The sequence below is a fragment of the Devosia epidermidihirudinis genome, from assembly GCF_000971295.1.
Taxonomy (GTDB): domain Bacteria; phylum Pseudomonadota; class Alphaproteobacteria; order Rhizobiales; family Devosiaceae; genus Devosia; species Devosia epidermidihirudinis.
This window is the reverse complement of the sequence record NZ_LANJ01000011.1, coordinates 214,485-234,737: the sequence shown is the minus strand read 5'-3', so window position 1 is coordinate 234,737 and position 20,253 is coordinate 214,485. Positions and strand designations below refer to the sequence as shown.

Below are 20,253 nucleotides of genomic sequence, written 5' to 3'. Positions count from 1 at the left end.
AGGGCATATAACCCGAGACCCGACGGCTGATAGTCGGATCTTTGGTTATCTGCCTCCGAGACAATCGCTAAAGAAACAGGAGCTTTCATGGCTACCACGTTCAACGGCCGCCGCAAGGTACGCAAGTCCTTCGGGTCCATTCGCGAAGTCACGGAGATGCCCAATCTGATCGAAGTCCAAAAGGCTTCCTATGATCAGTTCCTCCTCGTGGACGAGCCCAAAGGTGGCCGTCCCGACGAAGGGCTTCAGTCCGTGTTCCGTTCGGTCTTCCCGATCACCGACTTTTCCAACACTGCATCTCTCGAATTCGTGAAGTACGAGTTCGAGCAGCCAAAGTACGACATCGATGAGTGCCGTGCGCGCGACATCACGTTCGCTGCCCCGCTCAAGGTGACGCTTCGCCTGATCGTGTTCGAGGTGGACGAGGAAACCGGCGCGAAGTCCGTCAAGGACATCAAGGAGCAGGACGTCTACATGGGCGACATGCCCTTCATGACGTCTAACGGCACGTTCATCGTGAACGGCACCGAGCGCGTTATCGTCTCGCAGATGCACCGTTCGCCAGGCGTGTTCTTTGACCACGACAAGGGCAAGACCCACTCGTCCGGCAAGCTGCTGTTTGCTGGCCGCATCATTCCGTACCGCGGTAGCTGGCTCGATATCGAGTTCGACGCCAAGGACGTGGTGTTTGCTCGTATCGACCGTCGCCGCAAGATTCCGGTCACCTCGCTGCTCAAGGCTCTCGGTATGGACACCGAAGAGATCCTCAGCACGTACTACAACACCCTGCAGTACGAGAAGATCGACAACGGCTGGCGCGTTCCTTACGACGCCGAGAAGATGAAGAATGCCAAGCCTTCGCATGACCTGATCGACGCCAAGACTGGCGACGTGGTTCATGAGGCTGGCAAGAAGCTGTCTGCTCGCCAGGCCAAGAAGCTTGCCGAGAACGGCCTGACGCACCTGCTGGCGGTCGACGAAGACCTCTATGGCATGTACATCGCCGAAGACCTGATCAACATGAAGACTGGTGAAGTCTACATGGAAGCAGGCGACGAGCTCGACGAGAAGAACCTGACCAAGCTGCTTGAGCTGGGTTTTGACGAGCTGCCCGTCCTGGACATCGATCACATCTCGATCGGCGCATACATCCGCAACACGCTTGCCGTAGACAAGAACGAGACCCGCGAAGACGCGCTGTTCGACATCTACCGCGTGATGCGCCCAGGTGAGCCACCAACCGTCGATACCGCTGAAGCCATGTTCCAGTCGCTGTTCTTTGACAGCGAGCGCTATGACCTGTCCGCCGTGGGTCGCGTCAAGATGAACATGCGTCTCGAACTCGACGCGCCAGACACCATGCGCACCCTGCGCAAGGAAGACATCGTGGAAGTCGTGCGGACCCTTGTGGACCTGCGTGACGGCCGTGGCGAAATCGACGACATCGACAACCTCGGCAACCGCCGTGTGCGTTCGGTGGGCGAGCTGATGGAGAACTCCTATCGCCTCGGCCTGCTGCGCATGGAACGCGCGATCAAGGAGCGCATGTCATCGGTCGAAATCGACACGGTGATGCCGCAGGACCTGATCAACGCTAAGCCGGCTGCTGCCGCTGTGCGTGAGTTCTTTGGTTCGAGCCAGCTGTCCCAGTTCATGGATCAGACCAACCCGCTCTCCGAAATCACCCACAAGCGTCGTCTGTCGGCGCTTGGGCCTGGTGGTCTCACCCGTGAGCGTGCTGGCTTCGAAGTCCGCGACGTTCACCCAACCCACTACGGCCGTATCTGCCCGATTGAGACCCCAGAAGGTCCAAACATCGGTCTGATCAACTCGCTGTCCACCTTTGCTCGCGTCAATAAGTACGGTTTCATCGAGACCCCGTATCGCAAGATCGTCGATGGCAAGCTGACCGACGACGTCGTGTACCTCTCCGCGATGGAAGAGGCTAAGCACTACGTCGCTCAGGCCAACGTGACCTTCAACGACAAGGGCGAGCTGGAGCACGAACTGGTTGTGGCCCGCCACGCCGGTGACAACGGCCTGACGCCTCGCGAAAACGTCGACCTTATGGACGTTTCGCCAAAGCAGATGGTGTCGGTTGCGGCTTCGCTGATCCCGTTCCTCGAGAACGACGACGCTAACCGTGCTCTCATGGGCTCGAACATGCAGCGTCAGGCTGTGCCACTGCTGCGTGCTGAAGCTCCATTCGTGGGCACCGGCATGGAAGCTGTCGTGGCCCGTGACTCGGGTGCGGCTATCGTTGCCAAGCGCAAGGGTATCGTCGATCAGGTGGATGCGACTCGTATCGTTATCCGCGCGACCGAAGAAACCGATGCGTCGCGTTCGGGCGTCGACATCTACAATCTGATGAAGTTCCAGAGGTCGAACCAGTCGACCTGCATCAATCAGCGTCCGCTGGTTGTGGTTGGCGATCACGTCAACCAGGGCGACATCATTGCAGACGGTCCATCGACCGAGCTGGGCGATCTGGCTCTCGGCCGTAACGTGCTCGTCGCGTTCATGCCCTGGAATGGCTACAACTTCGAAGACTCGATCCTGCTCTCCGAAAAGATTGCAATGAACGACGTCTTCACCTCGATCCACATCGAGGAATACGAAGTCATGGCCCGCGACACCAAGCTTGGTCCTGAGGAAATCACGCGCGACATTCCGAACGTTTCGGAAGAAGCCCTGAAGAACCTCGACGAAGCCGGTATCGTCCACATCGGTGCTGAAGTCGCTCCTGGCGACATCCTCGTCGGCAAGATCACCCCGAAGGGTGAATCGCCAATGACTCCGGAAGAAAAGCTCCTCCGCGCCATCTTCGGCGAGAAGGCCTCTGACGTTCGTGATACTTCGCTCCGCGTTCCACCGGGCGATGCTGGTACTGTTGTTGAAGTGCGCGTGTTCAATCGCCACGGCATCGACAAGGACGAGCGCGCCATGGCTATCGAGCGCGAAGAAATCGAACGTCTCGCCAAGGACCGTGACGACGAACAGTCGATCCTCGACCGTAACGTCTATGCGCGTCTCAAGGAGATGCTGTTCGGTAAGGCAGCAACAGCTGGTCCAAAGGGCTATGTTGTTGGCACCAAGCTGAACGACCAGATGTTCGAGGCTCAGCCACGCTCCAAGTGGTGGCAGTTCGCGGTCGATGACGACAAGGTCATGACCGAGATGGAAGCCCTTCATGCGCAGTATGAAGAGAGCCGCCGCCTGCTCGAGCAGCGCTTCATCGACAAGGTGGACAAGCTGCAGCGCGGCGACGAACTGCCTCCTGGCGTGATGAAGATGGTCAAGGTCTTTATCGCTACCAAGCGTAAGATCCAGCCAGGCGACAAGATGGCCGGTCGTCACGGTAACAAGGGTGTGGTTTCCCGCATCGTTCCCGTGGAAGACATGCCTTACCTTGAAGACGGCACGTCGGTTGACATCGTGCTGAACCCGCTGGGCGTGCCTTCGCGCATGAACGTCGGCCAGATCCTCGAGACTCACCTGGGCTGGGCTTGCGCCGGCATGGGCAAGAAGATCGACGCGATGGTCCGTGCGTATCAGCGTAGCGGCGACCTGAAGCCACTGCGTCTTGAAGTTGGCGAGCTCTTCGCTGGCGACGAGTCGATCACCGACCTCGACGACGACGGCCTGGTGCGTCTCGGCGAACACCTTTCCAAGGGTGTTTCGATCGCGACCCCAGTGTTCGACGGCGCCAAGGAAGCCGACATCGTCGTGATGCTGGAGCGGGCAGGGCTCAAGGGCTCCGGTCAGTCCACCGTGTTCGACGGCCGCTCCGGCGAGCAGTTCGATCGTCAGGTGACGGTTGGGTATATTTATATGCTCAAGCTCGACCACCTTGTGGACAACAAGATCCACGCCCGTTCGATCGGCCCGTACTCGCTGGTCACCCAGCAGCCACTGGGCGGTAAGGCTCAGTTCGGCGGTCAGCGCTTCGGCGAGATGGAAGTGTGGGCTCTGGAAGCCTATGGCGCGGCGTATACGCTCCAGGAAATGCTCACCATCAAGTCGGACGACGTTGCAGGTCGTACCAAGGTCTACGAAGCCATCGTTCGCGGTGACGACACGTTCGAAGCGGGCATCCCCGAGAGCTTCAACGTTCTGGTCAAGGAAATCCGTTCGCTGGGTCTCAATGTCGAACTCGACATGCGTGAGGTCCTCGAGGACGGCTCCCAGGCCGAAGCGGAGCTCGCACCTCCTCAGGAAGCGGCGGAATAATCCGGCACTTCCTACCCCCATTCACTTCCGGAAAGGTTCGGGCTTCGGCCCGGACCTGACGGAAAGAGGAGAGAATTGATGAATCATCATTCCCACGTCATGGATCCGTTCAACCCGGCGGTTCCGGTGCAGACCTTCGACCAGATGAAGATCTCCATCGCGAGCCCGGAAAAGATCCTGTCCTGGTCGTACGGCGAGATCAAAAAGCCGGAAACCATCAACTATCGTACGTTCAAGCCTGAGCGTGATGGTCTGTTCTGCGCGCGTATCTTTGGGCCAACCAAGGACTATGAGTGCTTGTGCGGCAAGTACAAGCGCATGAAGTTCAAGGGCGTCATCTGCGAAAAGTGCGGTGTGGAAGTCACCCTGAGCCGCGTTCGTCGCGAGCGCATGGGCCACATTGAACTCGCAGCGCCAGTTGCACACATCTGGTTCCTGAAGTCCCTGCCGTCCCGTATCGCGCTGCTGCTCGATATGACGCTGAAGGACATCGAGCGCATCCTGTACTTCGAAAACTACGTCGTTCTCGATCCAGGCCTGACGCCTTTCACCCAGCACGAGCTGCTGACGGAAGAGCAGTTCCTGGATGCACAGGACGAATACGGTGCCGACACCTTCACCGCCAAGATCGGCGCTGAAGCCATTCGCGACATCCTGCTGGCGCTCGATCTCGAAAAGATCGCGGCTGACCTGCGCGTGGAAATCGCCGAGTCGACCACCGAGCTGAAGCCAAAGAAGCTGGCCAAGCGTCTGAAGATCGTCGAGCAGTTCATCGTCTCGGGCAACAAGCCTGAGTGGATGATCATGACCGTCATTCCGGTTATCCCACCCGAGCTGCGCCCACTGGTGCCGCTGGATGGTGGCCGCTTTGCTACGTCCGATCTGAACGACCTTTATCGTCGCGTGATCAACCGCAACAACCGTCTGAAGCGCCTGATCGAGCTCCGTGCACCGGACATCATCATCCGCAACGAAAAGCGCATGCTGCAGGAAGCTGTGGACGCGCTGTTCGACAACGGTCGTCGTGGCCGCACCATCACCGGTGCCAACAAGCGTCCACTGAAGTCGCTGTCCGACATGCTCAAGGGCAAGCAGGGCCGCTTCCGTCAGAACCTGCTTGGTAAGCGCGTCGACTATTCGGGTCGTTCGGTTATCACCGTGGGTCCGAACCTCAAGCTGCACCAGTGCGGTCTTCCCAAGAAGATGGCGCTCGAGCTGTTCAAGCCATTCATCTACAGCCGTCTTGAAGCGAAGGGTTTCTCTTCGACCGTCAAGCAGGCCAAGAAGCTGGTTGAGAAGGAAAAGCCCGAGGTTTGGGATATCCTTGACGAAGTGATCCGCGAGCACCCGGTTCTGCTGAACCGCGCGCCAACGCTTCACCGTCTTGGCATCCAGGCATTCGAGCCAATGCTGATCGAAGGCAAGGCAATCCGTCTGCACCCACTCGTCTGCTCGGCCTTCAACGCCGACTTCGACGGTGACCAGATGGCCGTGCACGTTCCACTGTCGCTCGAAGCGCAGCTGGAAGCCCGCGTTCTGATGATGTCGACCAACAACATTCTGCACCCAGCCAACGGTCAGCCGATCATTGTGCCGTCGCAGGATATCGTGCTTGGCCTGTATTACCTGTCGCTCATGAACGACAATGAGCCAGGTGAAGGCATGGCGTTCAGCTCGATCGCCGAGCTTGAGCACGCGCTCGACAACAAGATCGTCACGCTCCACACCAAGATCAAAGGCCGCGTTGTGTCCTTTGACGCGGATGGCAAGGAAACCACGGAAATCGTGGAAACCACGCCAGGTCGTATGCTCATCGGTCAGATCCTGCCGAAGCATCCAGCTGTGCCGTACTCCACGGCAAACCAGCTGATGACCAAGAAGATGATCTCCAAGATGATCGACACCGTATATCGCGGTTGCGGCCAGAAGGAGACGGTCATTTTCTGCGACCGCGTCATGCAGCTTGGTTTCAAGAATGCATGTGATGCTGGCATCTCGTTCGGTAAGGACGACATGGTTATCCCAGCGTCCAAGTACACGATCGTGGAAGCTGCACGTAAGCAGGTTGAAGAGTTCGAACAGCAGTACAACGACGGCCTGATCACTCAGGGCGAGAAGTACAACAAGGTTGTCGACGCTTGGGCCAAGTGCGGTGACAAGGTTGCCGAAGAGATGATGGACGCGATCCGCAAGGTGCAGATCGACGAGGAAACCGGCCGTCAAAAGCCGATCAACTCGGTCTACATGATGTCTCACTCGGGTGCCCGTGGTTCGCCAGCCCAGATGAAGCAGCTTGCCGGTATGCGCGGCCTGATGGCCCGTCCAGACGGTTCGATCATCGAGACCCCGATCACGGCTAACTTCAAGGAAGGCCTGAACGTTCTCGAGTACTTCAACTCCACCCACGGTGCCCGTAAGGGTCTCGCGGATACGGCGCTGAAGACTGCGAACTCCGGTTACCTGACCCGTCGTCTCGTTGACGTGGCGCAGGACGCGATCATCGTGTCCACCGATTGCGGCACCGAGCGTGGCCTGACCATGGAACCAATCGTCGATGCGGGCCAGATCGTGGCTTCCCTCGGCCAGCGTGTTCTGGGCCGTACGGCTGCTGACGACATCTTCCACCCCCTGACCGGCGATCTGATCGCTCCAAAGGGTACGTTGCTCGAAGAGAAGCACGTCGACATCATCGAGGAAGCCCGGATCCAGTCGATCCGTATCCGTTCCCCGCTGACTTGCGACATGCGCCAGGGCACCTGCGCGGCCTGCTATGGTCGTGACCTTGCTCGCGGTACTCCCGTGAACATGGGTGAAGCTGTGGGCGTTATCGCCGCGCAGTCGATCGGTGAACCCGGCACGCAGCTCACCATGCGTACGTTCCACATTGGTGGTACGGCACAGGTGGTCGACAGCTCGTTCCTCGAGTCCGGCGCAGAAGGCACGATCGCCATCCGCAACCCGAACGTGGTCAAGGTCGAGGGCGGCAAGCTCGTCGTCATGGCTCGTAACGTCTCGCTTGCAATCCTGGATGCTGAAGGCAAGGAACGCGCTACTCACAAGGTGGCATACGGCTCCAAGCTCCTGGTCAAAGAAGGCGAAGCGGTTCGTCGTGGTCAGCGTCTGGCTGAATGGGACCCCTACACCCGTCCAGTGCTTGCTGAAGTTGAGGGTGAGGTCGTATTCGAAGATCTGGTCGACGGCGCATCGGTTGCTGAAAACACCGACGAAGCCACTGGCTTCACCAAGCGCGTTGTCATCGACTGGCGCACCAACCAGCGCGGCGAGGGCCTCAAGCCCGCAATCGCTATCTCGCGTGGTGGTGTCGTCCAGAAGGTGGATCGTGGTGGCGAAGCCCGCTACCTGCTCTCGGTCGACGCGGTTATCGCTGTCGAGCCCGGCGAGAAGGTATCGCCCGGTGACGTGCTGGCGCGTATTCCTCTGGAATCCGCCAAGACCAAGGACATCACGGGGGGTCTGCCGCGCGTGGCGGAACTGTTCGAAGCCCGTCGTCCGAAGGATCACGCTATCATCGCCGAGATCGATGGCATCATCCGCTTCGGTCGCGACTATAAGAACAAGCGTCGCGTGATCATCGAGCCACACGAGGAAGGCGGCGAACCCGTCGAGTACCTGATCCCGAAGGGCAAGCCATTCCATCTCCAGGAAGGCGACACCATCGAGAAGGGCGAATACATCCTCGACGGCAATCCTGCGCCGCACGACATTCTGGCCATCAAGGGCGTGGAGGAGCTTGCTCGTTACCTCGTCAACGAAATCCAGGAAGTCTATCGTCTGCAGGGCGTGTTGATTAACGACAAGCACATCGAAGTGATCGTTCGCCAGATGCTGCAGAAGGTCGAGATCGTGGATCCAGGTGAAACCGGCCTGCTCAAGGATGAGCAGCTCGACAAGCTGGACTTCGACGAGCTCAACGATGCTCTGATTGCTGAAGGCAAGAAGCCAGCAACGGCTAACCCCGTTCTGCTCGGCATCACCAAGGCTTCGCTGCAGACCCGTTCGTTCATCTCGGCGGCTTCGTTCCAGGAAACCACCCGCGTCCTCACGGAAGCGGCAATTTCCGGCAAGGCCGATCTGCTCGAAGGTCTCAAGGAGAACGTCATCGTCGGCCGTCTGATCCCAGCCGGTACCGGTGCAGGCATCTCCTCGGCCAAGCTGATCGCGACCAAGCGCGACGACCTCATCCTTGATGAGCGCCGCCGCCAGGCCAACACTGCAGCTCTCGCGGCGCCAACGCCCGCTGAGTAAGCCACAGCAGAACTGAACTGAGGGAAGGGGGCCGAAAGGCTCCCTTTCTTTTTGTTCTGAGCAATTGTGCAAATGAAAAGGGGCCCGATGGGCCCCTCAACTTAGACTCGAGTAACGACGGCCTACTTGTAGCCAACGTGTTCGGAGAACTGCTTCACCACCTGGTTCCAGATGGAGAATTGATCATCGAGGAATTCCGGACTGACGCCGTGTTCGAGATCTACATCCATCTCCACGCCGGCATCGCCGTCCTGGTCGATATAGGCGCGGCTGAAGCGTTTGTCGTAGTTCCAGCTATTGATCTTCTCCAGTGATGGCTTGAGATCGAGAAAGCCCAGATAGAAGTTCAGATCAGCGCAGGTTTCGTTGTCCGTGCAGTTCATGAAGTACACGTAATAGGAGATGCCGTTGATCTTGCCGCTGATCTCGGGGTCACCGGCACTATTGGTGGTGAGAGTTGCAGCGCCATAGCCGCGCGCAATATTAAGGATTTCCGCAGTGTCTGAGCCCTTCAGCAGCGTCTGTGCCTGCGCGGTGGTCGCGAGGACGACCGCGAGGGCGCTGCCGGCCAGGATGGAACTCAGCTTCATTGTTGTCTCCTATTGATACACATACAGTTGCCGACGATTTCTGAGACGTCAGAGGGAGTAATGAGCGTCCTACACTTTTCAACCACCCGGCGCAGCTGTTAGTTCCTTGCGCGACGAGGGCAGGGTGGGGAACAGTTTAACTTGGCTCCATTCATCTTCGGAAAAGCATTGCAAGCCCGCGCATAGCTCCCTCGCGGCTTTTTCACGAAAGAATCCTTGACCTCTGGGCGAGTCGGTTCTAAACAGCGCCTACCTAAGCGGTCGGTCGTGAATGTCACACCGGGTACCTGCCATCTTGTGCGGGCATCCAGGACACTCAAACACACTGTCGGGTAACTAGACGAAGCAAATCCTTGTGCGCATGATTGCCCATTTACGTGGGTGATCCGCTGCAACTAAGGCGCTGCCGTTCCTCCTAAAAAGGGGTCGGGTGGGCGCCGTTTTGGTTTGCTCGACTAGACCGCAATGAATTTTGGACGATGGAAAGAGCGAAATGCCCACCATTAATCAGCTGATCCGCAAACCACGCGCCAGCAAGCCAAAGCGGAACAAAGTTCCGGCAATGGAAGCCAACCCCCAGAAGCGCGGCGTATGCTCGCGTGTTTATACGACCACTCCAAAGAAGCCGAACTCGGCTCTCCGTAAGGTTGCCAAGGTTCGCCTGACCAACCAGCGCGAAGTGATTTCGTACATTCCTGGTGAAGGCCATAACCTGCAGGAGCACTCTGTGGTCCTGATCCGTGGCGGCCGCGTTCGCGACCTTCCCGGCGTTCGTTACCACGTGCTCCGCGGTGTCCTCGACACGCAGAGCGTGAAGGACCGCAAGCAGCGCCGGTCCAAGTACGGCGCGAAGCGTCCGAAGTAAGGAGATAGAGACATGTCCCGTCGCCACCGCGCAGAGAAGCGTGACGTTATTCCGGACGCAAAGTTCGGCGATCTCGTCCTTACCAAGTTCATGAATTCCTTGATGAAGGACGGCAAGAAGTCTGCCGCTGAAAGCATCGTTTACGGCGCTTTCGACATCGTCGAGGCCAAGAGCAAGCAGGACCCGATCACGGTGTTCCACACTGCTCTCGACAACATCCGCCCAGCGGTTGAAGTGCGTTCGCGCCGCGTTGGCGGTGCTACGTACCAGGTTCCAGTCGAAGTTCGTGCTGACCGTCAGCAGGCTCTGGCTATCCGCTGGCTCATCGAGTCTGCCCGCAAGCGCGGCGAGAACACCATGCGTGAACGCCTTTCCGGCGAGCTGATGGATGCGCTCAACGGCCGTGGCCAGGCAGTCAAGAAGCGCGAAGATACGCACCGTATGGCTGACGCCAACCGTGCCTTCTCGCACTACCGCTGGTAGTAGGAGCACCTCATGGCACGCGAAACAGCCATTAATCTCTATCGTAACTTCGGCATCATGGCTCACATCGATGCTGGCAAGACGACCACGACCGAGCGCATCCTGTACTATACCGGCAAGAACCATAAGATGGGCGAGACCCATGATGGTGCTTCCACCATGGACTGGATGGAGCAGGAGCAGGAACGCGGCATCACCATCACTTCGGCTGCTACGACGACGTCGTGGAAGTCCCGTGATGGCGTGCAGCACCGCTTCAACATCATTGACACGCCCGGACACGTGGACTTCACGATTGAAGTTGAACGTTCGCTTCGCGTGCTCGACGGTGCCGTCGCTCTTCTCGACGCCAATGCTGGCGTAGAGCCTCAGACTGAAACCGTATGGCGCCAGGCTGACAAGTACCACGTTCCTCGTCTGATCTTCGTGAACAAGATGGACAAGGTTGGCGCGGACTTCTACCGCTGCGTCGAGATGATCGGCTCGCGTCTTGGCGCCAAGGGCGTTCCTGTTCAGCTGCCAATCGGCGCTGAGACGGAATTCAAGGGCGTTGTCGATCTGATCGAGATGAATGCACTTGTCTGGCACAACGAAGAACTGGGCGCTGCCTGGGACGTCGTTGAGATCCCTGATGACCTCAAGGAAAAGGCCGCCAAGTACCGCGAAGCCATGATCGAAGCCGCCGTCGAACTCGACGACGATGCCATGGAAGCCTACCTCGGTGGTGAAGTTCCAAACAACGATACCATCCGTCGCCTTCTGCGCCGCGGTGTGATCGATGCGAAGATCTTCCTGGTCTATGCGGGCTCGGCGTTCAAGAACAAGGGCGTGCAGCCCCTCCTGGACGGTGTGATCGACTTCCTGCCATCGCCGCTCGACGTTCCTGCTATCCAGGGCATCGATGCGCGCACCGAAGAGCCAATCGAGCGTCACGCTGACGACAACGAGCCGCTCTCGATGCTTGCGTTCAAGATCGCTAACGACCCGCACATGGGCTCGCTGACGTTCTGCCGCATCTACTCGGGTCACCTCGAGCAGGGCGCCATGCTGGAAAACACCGTGAAGGGCAAGCGCGAACGCGTTGGCCGCATGTTCCAGATGCACGCCAACAGCCGCGAGCAGATCACGGAAGCCTTCGCTGGCGACATCGTGGCTATCGTTGGTCTGAAGGACACCACCACCGGTGACACTCTGGCTCCAAACAACGCCCAGGTTATCCTTGAGCGTATGATCTTCCCAGAGCCAGTTATCGACATCTCGGTGGAACCAAAGTCCAAGGCCGACCAGGAAAAGATGGGCCTCGCCCTGAACCGCCTGGCAGCTGAAGATCCGTCCTTCCGCGTCAAGACTGACGAAGAATCCGGCCAGACCATCATCTCGGGTATGGGCGAACTTCACCTCGACATTCTCGTCGACCGTATGCGTCGCGAGTTCAAGGTTGAAGCCAATATCGGTCAGCCACAGGTGGCTTATCGCGAAACCATCACCAAGTCGGCCAATGTGGATTATACCCACAAGAAGCAGTCGGGTGGTTCGGGCCAGTTTGCTCGCGTCAAGCTCTCGGTTGAGCCAGGCGAAGTCGGCAAGGGTCTCGAGTTCGTGAATGCCGTCGTCGGCGGTTCGGTGCCAAAGGAATACATCCCAGGCGTCGAAAAGGGCGTGAAGTCGGTTATGTCCGCTGGTCCTCTGATCGGGTTCCCGATCGTGGACGTGAAGGTGACGTTGACCGAAGGCGCGTACCACGATGTTGACTCGTCGGTTCTCGCATTCGAAATCGCCGGTCGTGCCGGTTTCAACGAGGCGCTCCGCAAGGCGTCCCCGAAGATCCTCGAGCCGATCATGAAGGTTGAAGTTGTGACGCCCGAAGACTACATGGGTGACGTAATTGGCGACCTGAATTCCCGGCGCGGTCAGATCCACGGCACTGAAGGCCGTGGTGTTCTCCAGGTCGTGAATGCCTACGTTCCGCTCGCGAACATGTTCGGTTACGTGAACTCCCTCCGCTCGATGAGCCAGGGTCGTGCACAGTACTCGATGACGTTCGATCACTACGAGCAGGTGCCGCAGGCGGTTGCTGACGAAGTCCAGGCCAAGTACGCCTAAACAATAAACTGAAACTCAAGGTTGGCCTTAGGCTGACGAATACGGAGAGAAGCAATGGGCAAGGAAAAGTTTTCCCGCAATAAGCCACACTGCAACATCGGTACCATTGGTCACGTTGACCACGGCAAGACCTCGCTGACCGCAGCGATCACCAAGGTGTTGGCAGAAGCCGGCGGTGCGCAGTTCAAGGACTACGCATCGATCGACAGCGCGCCAGAAGAAAAGGCACGCGGCATCACCATCAACACGTCGCACGTTGAGTACGAGACGGCTAACCGTCACTACGCACACGTCGACTGCCCAGGCCACGCCGACTATGTGAAGAACATGATCACCGGTGCTGCCCAGATGGACGGCGCGATCCTGGTTGTGTCCGCTGCTGACGGCCCAATGCCACAGACTCGTGAGCACATCCTGCTCGCTCGCCAGGTTGGCGTGCCAGCACTGGTCGTGTTCCTGAACAAGTGCGACATGGTCGACGATCCAGAGCTGCTGGAACTCGTTGAGCTGGAAGTTCGTGAACTTCTGTCCTCGTACGAATTCCCAGGCGACGACATTCCAATCATCAAGGGCTCGGCTCTCGCTGCTCTCGAAGATTCGGACAAGAAGCTCGGCCACGACGCCGTTCTCGAGCTGATGGCCGCTGTTGATGCGTACATCCCACAGCCAGAGCGTCCAGTTGACCTGCCATTCCTGCTGCCAATCGAAGACGTGTTCTCGATCTCCGGCCGCGGTACTGTGGTCACCGGCCGCGTTGAGCGTGGTATCATCAAGGTTGGTGAAGAAGTCGAAATCGTCGGCATCAAGGCAACCCAGAAGACCACTGTTACCGGTGTCGAAATGTTCCGCAAGCTGCTCGACTCGGGCCAGGCTGGCGACAACGTTGGTGCACTGATCCGCGGTATCGATCGTACTCAGGTTGAGCGCGGTCAGGTTCTCTGCAAGCCAGGCTCCGTGACCCCACACACCGACTTCGTTGCTGAGGCTTATATCCTCACCAAGGAAGAAGGCGGTCGTCACACTCCATTCTTCGGCAACTACCGTCCGCAGTTCTACTTCCGTACCACGGACGTGACCGGCATCGTGACCCTGCCAGAAGGCACGGAAATGGTCATGCCTGGTGACAACATCAACATGAACGTTCAGCTCATCGTTCCGATCGCAATGGAAGAGAAGCTTCGCTTCGCTATCCGTGAAGGTGGCCGCACCGTCGGCGCCGGCGTCGTTGCGAAGATCCTGAAGTAAGCCTTATTGAGACATTCGCGGCGCGCGAATAAGCGCGCCGCGATCCATTTTCGTCAGGATTTACAAAGATGAACGGTCAGAATATTCGCATTCGCCTTAAGGCGTTTGACCACCGCGTTCTCGACGCCTCGACGCGCGAGATCGTGTCGACGGCCAAGCGCACCGGCGCGCAGGTTCGTGGTCCGATCCCGCTGCCGACGCGAATCGACAAATTTACCGTGAACCGCTCGCCACATATCGATAAGAAGGCGCGTGAGCAGTTCGAGATTCGGACCCACAAGCGTTTGCTTGACATTGTGGACCCAACACCGCAGACGGTGGACGCGCTGATGAAGCTCGATCTCGCCGCCGGCGTCGACGTCGAAATCAAGCTCTAATTAAGAGTTCCGCGCTAACCGAACACAAGGGTCCTCTGAAACCATGACCCGGTTGAGCGCTAAAAGAGAAGGTACTAACCGATGCGTTCTGGATTGATCGCACAGAAGCTGGGCATGACCCGCATTTTCACCGAAGACGGCGCACACGTGCCTGTCACGGTGCTCGGGCTGCAGAACTGCCAAGTGGTAGGCCAGCGGACGGCTGATAAGGATGGCTACGTAGCGCTGCAGCTTGGCGCAGGCCAGGCTAAGGCCAAGAACACGACTAAGGCAGAGCGCGGCCAGTTCGCCGTTGCCAAGGTCGAGCCTAAGCGTCATGTCGCGGAATTCCGCGTTGACGAAGCCAACCTCATCGAGGTCGGCGCTCAGCTGCAGGCTGACCATTTCGTCGAAGGCCAGCTGGTGGATGTCACCGGCACTTCGATCGGTAAGGGTTTTGCCGGCGGTATGAAGCGCTGGAACTTCGGCGGCCTGCGTGCATCGCACGGCGTGTCCGTGTCGCACCGTTCGATCGGTTCTACCGGTGGTCGTCAGGACCCAGGTAAGACCTTCAAGAATAAGAAGATGCCGGGCCATATGGGCGATCGTCGCATCACCACGCAGAACGTGAAGGTCGTCAAGACCGACATCGAACGTGGTCTGATCATGATCCAGGGTTCGGTTCCAGGCGCCAAGGGCGCGTGGATCATGATCAAGGACGCGGTGAAGAAGCCTGCTCCGAAGAACGCCGCCTTTCCGGGTTCGTTCAAGGCCGCTGCAGACGTCGCGGGAGAGGCTAAATAAATGGAACTCCAGGTTACAACTCTCGACGGCAAGTCTGCCGGCAAGATTGAACTTGCTGATGACGTGTTCGGTCTGGAAGTCCGTCAGGACATCCTGCACCGCATGGTTCGTTACCAGCAGCTCAAGGCAATGGCCGGTACGCACGATGTGAAGCATCGTTCGGAAGGCGTTCGCACGGGCAAGAAGTTCGTGAAGCAGAAGGGCTCGGGCGGCGCACGTCATGGCGATCGCAAGGCTCCACAGTTCCGTGGTGGTGGCCGTGCATTCGGTCCGACTCCGCGTAGCCATGCTATCGATCTTCCAAAGAAGGTCCGCGCCCTGGCACTCAAGCATGCCCTGTCGGCTAAGGCCGCTGCTGGCGAGCTGATCGTGCTGGACAGCGTCAACACCTCCGCTCCAAAGACGGCCGCGCTGCGGACCACTTTCGGCAAGCTGGAATGGAAGAACGCGCTGATCATCGACGGTGCTGCTGTTGACCAGAACTTTGCTCTGGCTGCCCGCAACATCCCGCATATCGACGTGCTGCCAGTGCAGGGGATCAACGTAGTTTCGATCCTGAAGCGTGAAAAGCTCGTCCTGACCAAGGCAGCGCTGGAAGCGCTGGAAGCGAGGTTCGCATGAACAAGCTCAGCGCTTACGACATCATCCGCAATCCAGTCGTGACTGAAAAGTCGACGATGGCTTCGGAAAATAACCAGGTCGTTTTCGACGTGGCGATTGATGCCAACAAGACCGATATCAAGGCCGCCGTTGAGCAGCTTTTCTCGGTCAAGGTCAAGGCAGTGAACACCCTGGTCCGCAAGGGCAAGGTGAAGCGCTTCCGTGGCAAGATTGGTGTCCGCAACGACGTCAAGAAGGCTGTTGTTACCCTCGTCGACGGCCAGTCGATCGATATTTCGACCGGCCTCTAAGGGATAAGAGACAAAAATGGCTCTAAAAACTTACAATCCCACTTCCGAAGGCCGTCGTCACCTCGTGACGACCGACCGTTCGGAACTCTGGAAGGGCAAGCCGCTCAAGGTCCTGACCGAAGGTCTGTCCAAGTCCGGTGGCCGTAACAACCGTGGTCGCATCACTGCGTTCCACCGCGGTGGTGGTCACAAGCGCACCTACCGTATCATCGACTTCAAGCGCGTTAAGTTTGACGTCGTCGGTACCGTAGAGCGTCTTGAGTATGATCCCAACCGTACGGCTTGGATCGCTCTGATCACCTACGAAGATGGTGAACAGGCTTACATCATTGCGCCACAGCGTCTTACTGCCGGCGACAAGGTCATCTCCTCGATGAACACTGTCGACGTGAAGCCAGGCAACTCGATGCCGCTTGAGCGCATGCCAGTTGGCACGATCGTTCACAACATCGAGCTGAAGCCCCGCAAGGGTGGCCAGGTCGCTCGCTCGGCTGGTGCTTACGCCCAGTACGTCGGTCGCGATCAGGGTTGGGCGATCCTTCGCCTGAACTCGGGTGAACAGCGTCGCGTGCACGGCACTTGCCTTGCTACCGTTGGTGCCGTATCGAACCAGGATCACTCCAACACCTCGCTCGGCAAGGCCGGTCGTAGCCGTTGGTTGGGTCGCAAGCCCGTTAACCGCGGCGTGACCATGAACCCGATCGATCACCCACATGGTGGTGGTGAAGGCCGTACCTCTGGTGGCCGTCATCCGGTTACGCCTTGGGGCAAGCCGACTAAGGGTAAGAAGACCCGCAGCAATAAGGCAACGGACAAGTTCATCGTTCGCAGCCGTCACGTGAAGAAGGGCAGGTAAGCGATGACCCGTTCAATCTGGAAGGGGCCGTTCGTCGACGGCTACATGCTCAAGAAGGCCGAGAAGGCCCTCGCGTCTGGCCGCAACGATGTGGTCAAGATCTGGAGCCGCCGCTCGACCATTCTGCCACAGTTCGTGGGTATCACCTTTGGTGTACACAACGGCCACAAGCACGTACCGGTTAGCGTCACCGAAGACATGATCGGCCACAAGTTCGGCGAATTCGCACCGACCCGTACGTATTACGGTCATGCGGCCGACAAGAAGGCCAAGAGGAAGTAAGATGGGCAAGCCAAAAACCCAGCGCGCGCTCAAGGACAACGAAGCCAAGGCTGTGCTGCGCATGCTGCGCATCAGCCCACAGAAGCTCAACCTTCTGGCTCAGCTGATCCGTGGCAAGAAGGTAGAGAAGGCTCTGGCCGATCTCGAGTTCAGCCACAAGCGCATCTCCGGCCAGGTAAAGAAGGTGCTCGAGAGCGCCATCGCCAACGCCGAAAACAATCATGGTCTCGATACCGACGCGCTCGTCGTTGCCGAAGCCTTTGTGGGCAATTCGCTCGTCATGAAGCGGTTTACCGCTCGTGGTCGTGGTCGCTCCTCGCGTATCGAGAAGCCATTCGCGCACCTGACGATCGTCGTCCGGCAAGTTGAGGAGGCCGCATAATGGGCCAGAAGATCAATCCAATCGGCTTCCGTCTCGGCATCAACCGTACGTGGGACAGCCGCTGGTACGCCAACAAGGGCGAATACGGCACGCTGCTTCAGGAAGACCTGAAGATCCGCACCATGCTGCTTGAAGACCTCAAGGCAGCAGCAGTGTCCAAGATCGTCATCGAGCGTCCGCACCGCAAGTGCCGCGTGTCGATCCACACTGCTCGTCCGGGCATCGTGATCGGCAAGAAGGGCGCAGACATCGACAAGATCCGCGCCAAGGTGAAGAAGTTCACCGACAGCGAAGTGCACATCAACATCGTTGAAGTGCGCAAGCCGGAAACCGATGCGACTCTCGTTGCCCAGGGCATCGCCCAGCAGCTGGAACGCCGTGTGGCATTCCGTCGCGCCATGAAGCGTGCTGTGCAGACCGCGATCCGTATGGGCGCTGGTGGCATCCGCGTGAACGTTGGTGGCCGTCTCGGTGGCGCCGACATCGCTCGTACCGAATGGTACCGCGAAGGTCGCGTTCCACTGCACACGCTGCGTGCTGATATCGACTACGGCACAGCCGAAGCCGCTACCACGTACGGCATCATTGGTATCAAGGTTTGGGTCTTCAAGGGCGAAGTCCTTGAGCATGATCCCACTGCGCATGAGCGTCGTGCCACCGAGGGTGCTGACCAGGGTGGCGTCCGCGCCGAACGCGAGCCTCGCCGTGAGCGTGGCGACCGCGACCGCGAACGCGCATAAGAAGGTTTAGTTCATTATGCTGCAACCTAAGAAGACCAAGTTCCGCAAGGCTCACAAGGGCCGCATCCATGGCGTAGCCAAGGGCGGCACCGATCTGGCTTTTGGCCAGTACGCCTTGAAGGCAACCGAACCAGAGCGCGTCACTGCTCGCCAGATCGAAGCGGCTCGCCGCGCGATCACTCGCGAAATGAAGCGTCAGGGCCGTGTTTGGATCCGTATTTTCCCGGATCTGCCAGTGTCCAAGAAGCCGACTGAAGTTCGTATGGGTAAGGGCAAGGGTTCTGTTGAATTCTGGGCCGCTCGTGTGAAGCCAGGTCGTATCGTTTTCGAGATCGACGGCGTCCCAGAAGACGTTGCCAAGGAAGCCCTGCGTCTCGGCGCAATGAAGCTCCCGATCATGACGCGGGTTGTTACCCGCATTGCCGACTAAGGACGTTGAGCATGAAAGCCAGTGATGTGCGGAGCAAGACCGCAGACGAACTGAAGGATCAGCTCGTCGACCTGAAAAAAGAACAGTTCAATCTGCGTTTCCAGCGTGCTACCCAGCAGCTGGAAAAGCCGGCCCAGGTGAAGAAGGTCCGCCGCGATATCGCGCGGGTCAAGACTATCCTGGCCGAAAAGAACGCAGCGAAGTAAGGAGCCGCGACCATGCCAAAGCGCGTATTGCAGGGGACTGTAGTCTCCGACGCCAATGAAAAGACGGTCGTGGTGCGCGTTGAGCGCCGTTTCACGCATCCGGTGATGAAGAAGACGGTTCGCCGCTCCAAGAAGTACCACGCACACGACGAAACCAACGTGGCCAAGGTTGGCCAGATCGTCTGGATCGAAGAATGTGCACCAATCTCTAAGAACAAGCGCTGGACGCTTGTTCAGGGTGCGGCTCAGCAGGAAGGCGCTAAGCCATGATCCAGATGCAGTCCAATCTCGATGTCGCCGACAACTCCGGCGCCAAGCGAGTCATGTGCATTAAGGTACTCGGCGGCTCTCACCGCAAGTACGCTTCGGTTGGCGACATCATCGTCGTCTCCGTAAAGGATGCAATTCCGCGCGGTCGTGTCAAGAAGGGCCAGGTCATGAAGGCCGTGGTCGTTCGCACCGCGTTCGACATCCGTCGTCCAGATGGCACCGTCATCCGCTTCGACAAGAACGCCGCGGTTCTGATCAACAATCAGAAAGAGCCGATCGGCACCCGTATCTTCGGACCAGTTCCGCGCGAGCTTCGTGCCAAGAACCACATGAAGATCATCTCGCTCGCTCCAGAGGTGCTGTAATGGCCGCCAAGATTAAGAAGGGCGACAAAGTCGTCGTCCTGGCAGGCAAGGACAAGGGCAAGACCGGTCAGGTCTTGTCAGTCATTCCGACCGAAACCAAGGCTCTCGTGCAGGGTATCAACCTTGTTCGTCGCCACACCAAGCAGACCGCGTCGACCGATGCTGGCATCTTCACCAAGGAAGCGCCGATCCATCTGTCCAATCTCGCGATCGCCGACAAGGATGGCAAGCCATCGCGCGTCGGTTTCCAGATCAAGGACGGCGTGAAGACGCGCGTCGCCAAGTCGACCGGAGATTCGATCGATGGCTGATACAGCTTACGTTCCACGTCTTCGTACGGAGTACGAAGACAACATCCGCAAGATCTTGCAGGAGCAGTTTTCCTACAAGAACACCATGGAACTCCCAAAGCTCGACAAGATCGTGCTGAACATGGGCGTTGGTGAAGCGGTAAACGACACCAAGAAGGTGAAGACGGCTGCTGCCGAGATGGAACGCATCGCCGGCCAGAAGCCAGTGATCACCTATGCTCGCAAGTCGATCGCCGGCTTCAAGGTTCGTGAAGACATGCCTCTGGGTGTGAAGGTGACGCTGCGCAAGACTCGTATGTACGAGTTTCTTGACCGTCTCGTGAACATCGCACTGCCTCGCGTCCGCGACTTCCGCGGCCTCAACCCAAATTCCTTTGACGGTCGTGGCAACTACGCCATGGGCATCAAGGAACACATCATTTTCCCCGAAATCAACTACGATCAGATCGATCAGGTTTGGGGCATGGACATCGTGATCACCACGACGGCCAAGACCGATGATGAGGCGCGCGCGCTGCTTAAGGCATTCAACTTCCCATTCCGCGCATAAGCGGATAG

General features: G+C 58.4%; 21 protein-coding genes. 20 read left to right on the top strand and 1 reads right to left on the bottom strand.

From position 1 onward, the window contains the following. Positions 1–87 precede the first annotated feature (87 nt). A complete protein-coding gene (gene rpoB, locus WH87_RS04125) occupies positions 88–4,230 on the top strand; it encodes a DNA-directed RNA polymerase subunit beta (protein ID WP_046138365.1) in 4,143 nt (1,380 codons plus the stop codon). Positions 4,231–4,308: 78 nt separating this feature from the next. Next, positions 4,309–8,496 carry a DNA-directed RNA polymerase subunit beta' gene (gene rpoC, locus WH87_RS04120; protein WP_046138366.1) on the top strand — a complete coding sequence of 1,396 codons (4,188 nt, stop codon included), beginning with the start codon at positions 4,309–4,311 and terminating at the stop codon, positions 8,494–8,496. Positions 8,497–8,618: 122 nt separating this feature from the next. Here the strand turns inward: rpoC and WH87_RS04115 are convergent, their stop codons facing one another. Then, entirely contained in the window at positions 8,619–9,086 is a 468-nt protein-coding gene (locus tag WH87_RS04115; protein ID WP_046138367.1) for a YbjN domain-containing protein, read from the bottom strand. Between the two features lie 493 nt (positions 9,087–9,579). Here WH87_RS04115 and rpsL point away from each other — a divergent pair, with 493 nt between their 5' ends. The 18 genes from rpsL (at position 9,580) to rplE (ending at position 20,245) form a co-directional block, all read left to right on the top strand. Next, positions 9,580–9,951: a 30S ribosomal protein S12 gene (rpsL, locus tag WH87_RS04110; protein ID WP_035080811.1), complete on the top strand. Its 372-nt coding sequence runs from the start codon at positions 9,580–9,582 to the stop codon at positions 9,949–9,951. A 12-nt stretch (positions 9,952–9,963) separates the two neighbouring features. Next, entirely contained in the window at positions 9,964–10,434 is a 471-nt protein-coding gene (rpsG, locus tag WH87_RS04105; protein WP_046138368.1) for a 30S ribosomal protein S7, read from the top strand. A gap of 12 nt (positions 10,435–10,446) precedes the next feature. Continuing rightward, positions 10,447–12,537 carry an elongation factor G gene (fusA, locus tag WH87_RS04100; RefSeq protein WP_046138369.1) on the top strand — a complete coding sequence of 697 codons (2,091 nt, stop codon included), beginning with the start codon at positions 10,447–10,449 and terminating at the stop codon, positions 12,535–12,537. Between the two features lie 54 nt (positions 12,538–12,591). Further along, on the top strand, positions 12,592–13,782 hold the full coding sequence (gene tuf / locus WH87_RS04095) for an elongation factor Tu (RefSeq protein ID WP_046138370.1): 1,191 nt from the start codon (positions 12,592–12,594) through the stop codon (positions 13,780–13,782). A gap of 68 nt (positions 13,783–13,850) precedes the next feature. Next, the gene (gene rpsJ, locus WH87_RS04090) at positions 13,851–14,159 is read left to right on the top strand and encodes a 30S ribosomal protein S10 (RefSeq protein WP_035102617.1); all 309 of its coding nucleotides are present in this window, start codon (positions 13,851–13,853) and stop codon (positions 14,157–14,159) included. 81 nt (positions 14,160–14,240) lie between these two features. Next, positions 14,241–14,942, top strand: a complete 702-nt coding sequence (gene rplC, locus WH87_RS04085) for a 50S ribosomal protein L3 (protein WP_046138371.1) — start codon at positions 14,241–14,243, stop codon at positions 14,940–14,942. Then, positions 14,943–15,563 (top strand): 50S ribosomal protein L4, encoded by a 621-nt coding sequence (gene rplD, locus WH87_RS04080; RefSeq protein ID WP_046138372.1) that lies wholly within the window; start codon positions 14,943–14,945, stop codon positions 15,561–15,563. Further along, the gene (locus WH87_RS04075) at positions 15,560–15,853 is read left to right on the top strand and encodes a 50S ribosomal protein L23 (RefSeq protein WP_046138373.1); all 294 of its coding nucleotides are present in this window, start codon (positions 15,560–15,562) and stop codon (positions 15,851–15,853) included. The genes rplD and WH87_RS04075 overlap by 4 nt, the downstream gene beginning before the upstream one ends. A gap of 16 nt (positions 15,854–15,869) precedes the next feature. Further along, positions 15,870–16,709, top strand: coding sequence for a 50S ribosomal protein L2 (gene rplB / locus WH87_RS04070; RefSeq protein WP_046138374.1), 840 nt, complete (start codon positions 15,870–15,872; stop codon positions 16,707–16,709). Between the two features lie 3 nt (positions 16,710–16,712). Continuing rightward, positions 16,713–16,991, top strand: a complete 279-nt coding sequence (gene rpsS / locus WH87_RS04065) for a 30S ribosomal protein S19 (protein WP_035102625.1) — start codon at positions 16,713–16,715, stop codon at positions 16,989–16,991. Between the two features lies 1 nt (position 16,992). Continuing rightward, positions 16,993–17,373 carry a 50S ribosomal protein L22 gene (gene rplV, locus WH87_RS04060; RefSeq protein ID WP_046138375.1) on the top strand — a complete coding sequence of 127 codons (381 nt, stop codon included), beginning with the start codon at positions 16,993–16,995 and terminating at the stop codon, positions 17,371–17,373. Further along, complete coding sequence (gene rpsC / locus WH87_RS04055; RefSeq protein ID WP_046138376.1) at positions 17,373–18,113, top strand: 30S ribosomal protein S3; 741 nt, start codon at positions 17,373–17,375, stop codon at positions 18,111–18,113. Before rplV ends, rpsC begins: the two co-directional genes overlap by 1 nt. A 16-nt stretch (positions 18,114–18,129) precedes the next feature. Next, positions 18,130–18,543: a 50S ribosomal protein L16 gene (rplP, locus tag WH87_RS04050; protein ID WP_046138377.1), complete on the top strand. Its 414-nt coding sequence runs from the start codon at positions 18,130–18,132 to the stop codon at positions 18,541–18,543. A gap of 11 nt (positions 18,544–18,554) precedes the next feature. Further along, on the top strand, positions 18,555–18,749 hold the full coding sequence (rpmC, locus tag WH87_RS04045; protein ID WP_046138378.1) for a 50S ribosomal protein L29: 195 nt from the start codon (positions 18,555–18,557) through the stop codon (positions 18,747–18,749). Positions 18,750–18,761: 12 nt separating this feature from the next. Next, complete coding sequence (gene rpsQ, locus WH87_RS04040) at positions 18,762–19,019, top strand: 30S ribosomal protein S17 (protein ID WP_046138379.1); 258 nt, start codon at positions 18,762–18,764, stop codon at positions 19,017–19,019. Continuing rightward, positions 19,016–19,384 (top strand): 50S ribosomal protein L14, encoded by a 369-nt coding sequence (gene rplN, locus WH87_RS04035; protein WP_046138380.1) that lies wholly within the window; start codon positions 19,016–19,018, stop codon positions 19,382–19,384. The genes rpsQ and rplN overlap by 4 nt, the downstream gene beginning before the upstream one ends. Beyond that, positions 19,384–19,695 (top strand): 50S ribosomal protein L24, encoded by a 312-nt coding sequence (rplX, locus tag WH87_RS04030; RefSeq protein ID WP_035102637.1) that lies wholly within the window; start codon positions 19,384–19,386, stop codon positions 19,693–19,695. Before rplN ends, rplX begins: the two co-directional genes overlap by 1 nt. Beyond that, on the top strand, positions 19,688–20,245 hold the full coding sequence (gene rplE / locus WH87_RS04025; protein ID WP_046138381.1) for a 50S ribosomal protein L5: 558 nt from the start codon (positions 19,688–19,690) through the stop codon (positions 20,243–20,245). Before rplX ends, rplE begins: the two co-directional genes overlap by 8 nt. Positions 20,246–20,253 lie beyond the last annotated feature (8 nt).

What these genes read in the sequence shown, in the direction of transcription:
- rplC (WP_046138371.1), top strand. Translation starts at nt 14,241, where the DNA reads ATGCGTTCTGGATTGATCGCACAGAAGCTGGGCATGACCCGCATTTTC.
- rplX (WP_035102637.1), top strand. Translation starts at nt 19,384, where the DNA reads ATGGCCGCCAAGATTAAGAAGGGCGACAAAGTCGTCGTCCTGGCAGGC.
- WH87_RS04075 (WP_046138373.1), top strand. Translation starts at nt 15,560, where the DNA reads ATGAACAAGCTCAGCGCTTACGACATCATCCGCAATCCAGTCGTGACT.
- rpmC (WP_046138378.1), top strand. Translation starts at nt 18,555, where the DNA reads ATGAAAGCCAGTGATGTGCGGAGCAAGACCGCAGACGAACTGAAGGAT.
- rpsC (WP_046138376.1), top strand. Translation starts at nt 17,373, where the DNA reads ATGGGCCAGAAGATCAATCCAATCGGCTTCCGTCTCGGCATCAACCGT.
- WH87_RS04115 (WP_046138367.1), bottom strand. Translation starts at nt 9,086, where the DNA reads ATGAAGCTGAGTTCCATCCTGGCCGGCAGCGCCCTCGCGGTCGTCCTC.
- rpoB (WP_046138365.1), top strand. Translation starts at nt 88, where the DNA reads ATGGCTACCACGTTCAACGGCCGCCGCAAGGTACGCAAGTCCTTCGGG.
- rplD (WP_046138372.1), top strand. Translation starts at nt 14,943, where the DNA reads ATGGAACTCCAGGTTACAACTCTCGACGGCAAGTCTGCCGGCAAGATT.
- rplV (WP_046138375.1), top strand. Translation starts at nt 16,993, where the DNA reads ATGGGCAAGCCAAAAACCCAGCGCGCGCTCAAGGACAACGAAGCCAAG.
- rpoC (WP_046138366.1), top strand. Translation starts at nt 4,309, where the DNA reads ATGAATCATCATTCCCACGTCATGGATCCGTTCAACCCGGCGGTTCCG.
- rpsG (WP_046138368.1), top strand. Translation starts at nt 9,964, where the DNA reads ATGTCCCGTCGCCACCGCGCAGAGAAGCGTGACGTTATTCCGGACGCA.
- rplN (WP_046138380.1), top strand. Translation starts at nt 19,016, where the DNA reads ATGATCCAGATGCAGTCCAATCTCGATGTCGCCGACAACTCCGGCGCC.
- rpsL (WP_035080811.1), top strand. Translation starts at nt 9,580, where the DNA reads ATGCCCACCATTAATCAGCTGATCCGCAAACCACGCGCCAGCAAGCCA.
- rpsS (WP_035102625.1), top strand. Translation starts at nt 16,713, where the DNA reads ATGACCCGTTCAATCTGGAAGGGGCCGTTCGTCGACGGCTACATGCTC.
- fusA (WP_046138369.1), top strand. Translation starts at nt 10,447, where the DNA reads ATGGCACGCGAAACAGCCATTAATCTCTATCGTAACTTCGGCATCATG.
- rpsJ (WP_035102617.1), top strand. Translation starts at nt 13,851, where the DNA reads ATGAACGGTCAGAATATTCGCATTCGCCTTAAGGCGTTTGACCACCGC.
- rplE (WP_046138381.1), top strand. Translation starts at nt 19,688, where the DNA reads ATGGCTGATACAGCTTACGTTCCACGTCTTCGTACGGAGTACGAAGAC.
- rplB (WP_046138374.1), top strand. Translation starts at nt 15,870, where the DNA reads ATGGCTCTAAAAACTTACAATCCCACTTCCGAAGGCCGTCGTCACCTC.
- rpsQ (WP_046138379.1), top strand. Translation starts at nt 18,762, where the DNA reads ATGCCAAAGCGCGTATTGCAGGGGACTGTAGTCTCCGACGCCAATGAA.
- rplP (WP_046138377.1), top strand. Translation starts at nt 18,130, where the DNA reads ATGCTGCAACCTAAGAAGACCAAGTTCCGCAAGGCTCACAAGGGCCGC.
- tuf (WP_046138370.1), top strand. Translation starts at nt 12,592, where the DNA reads ATGGGCAAGGAAAAGTTTTCCCGCAATAAGCCACACTGCAACATCGGT.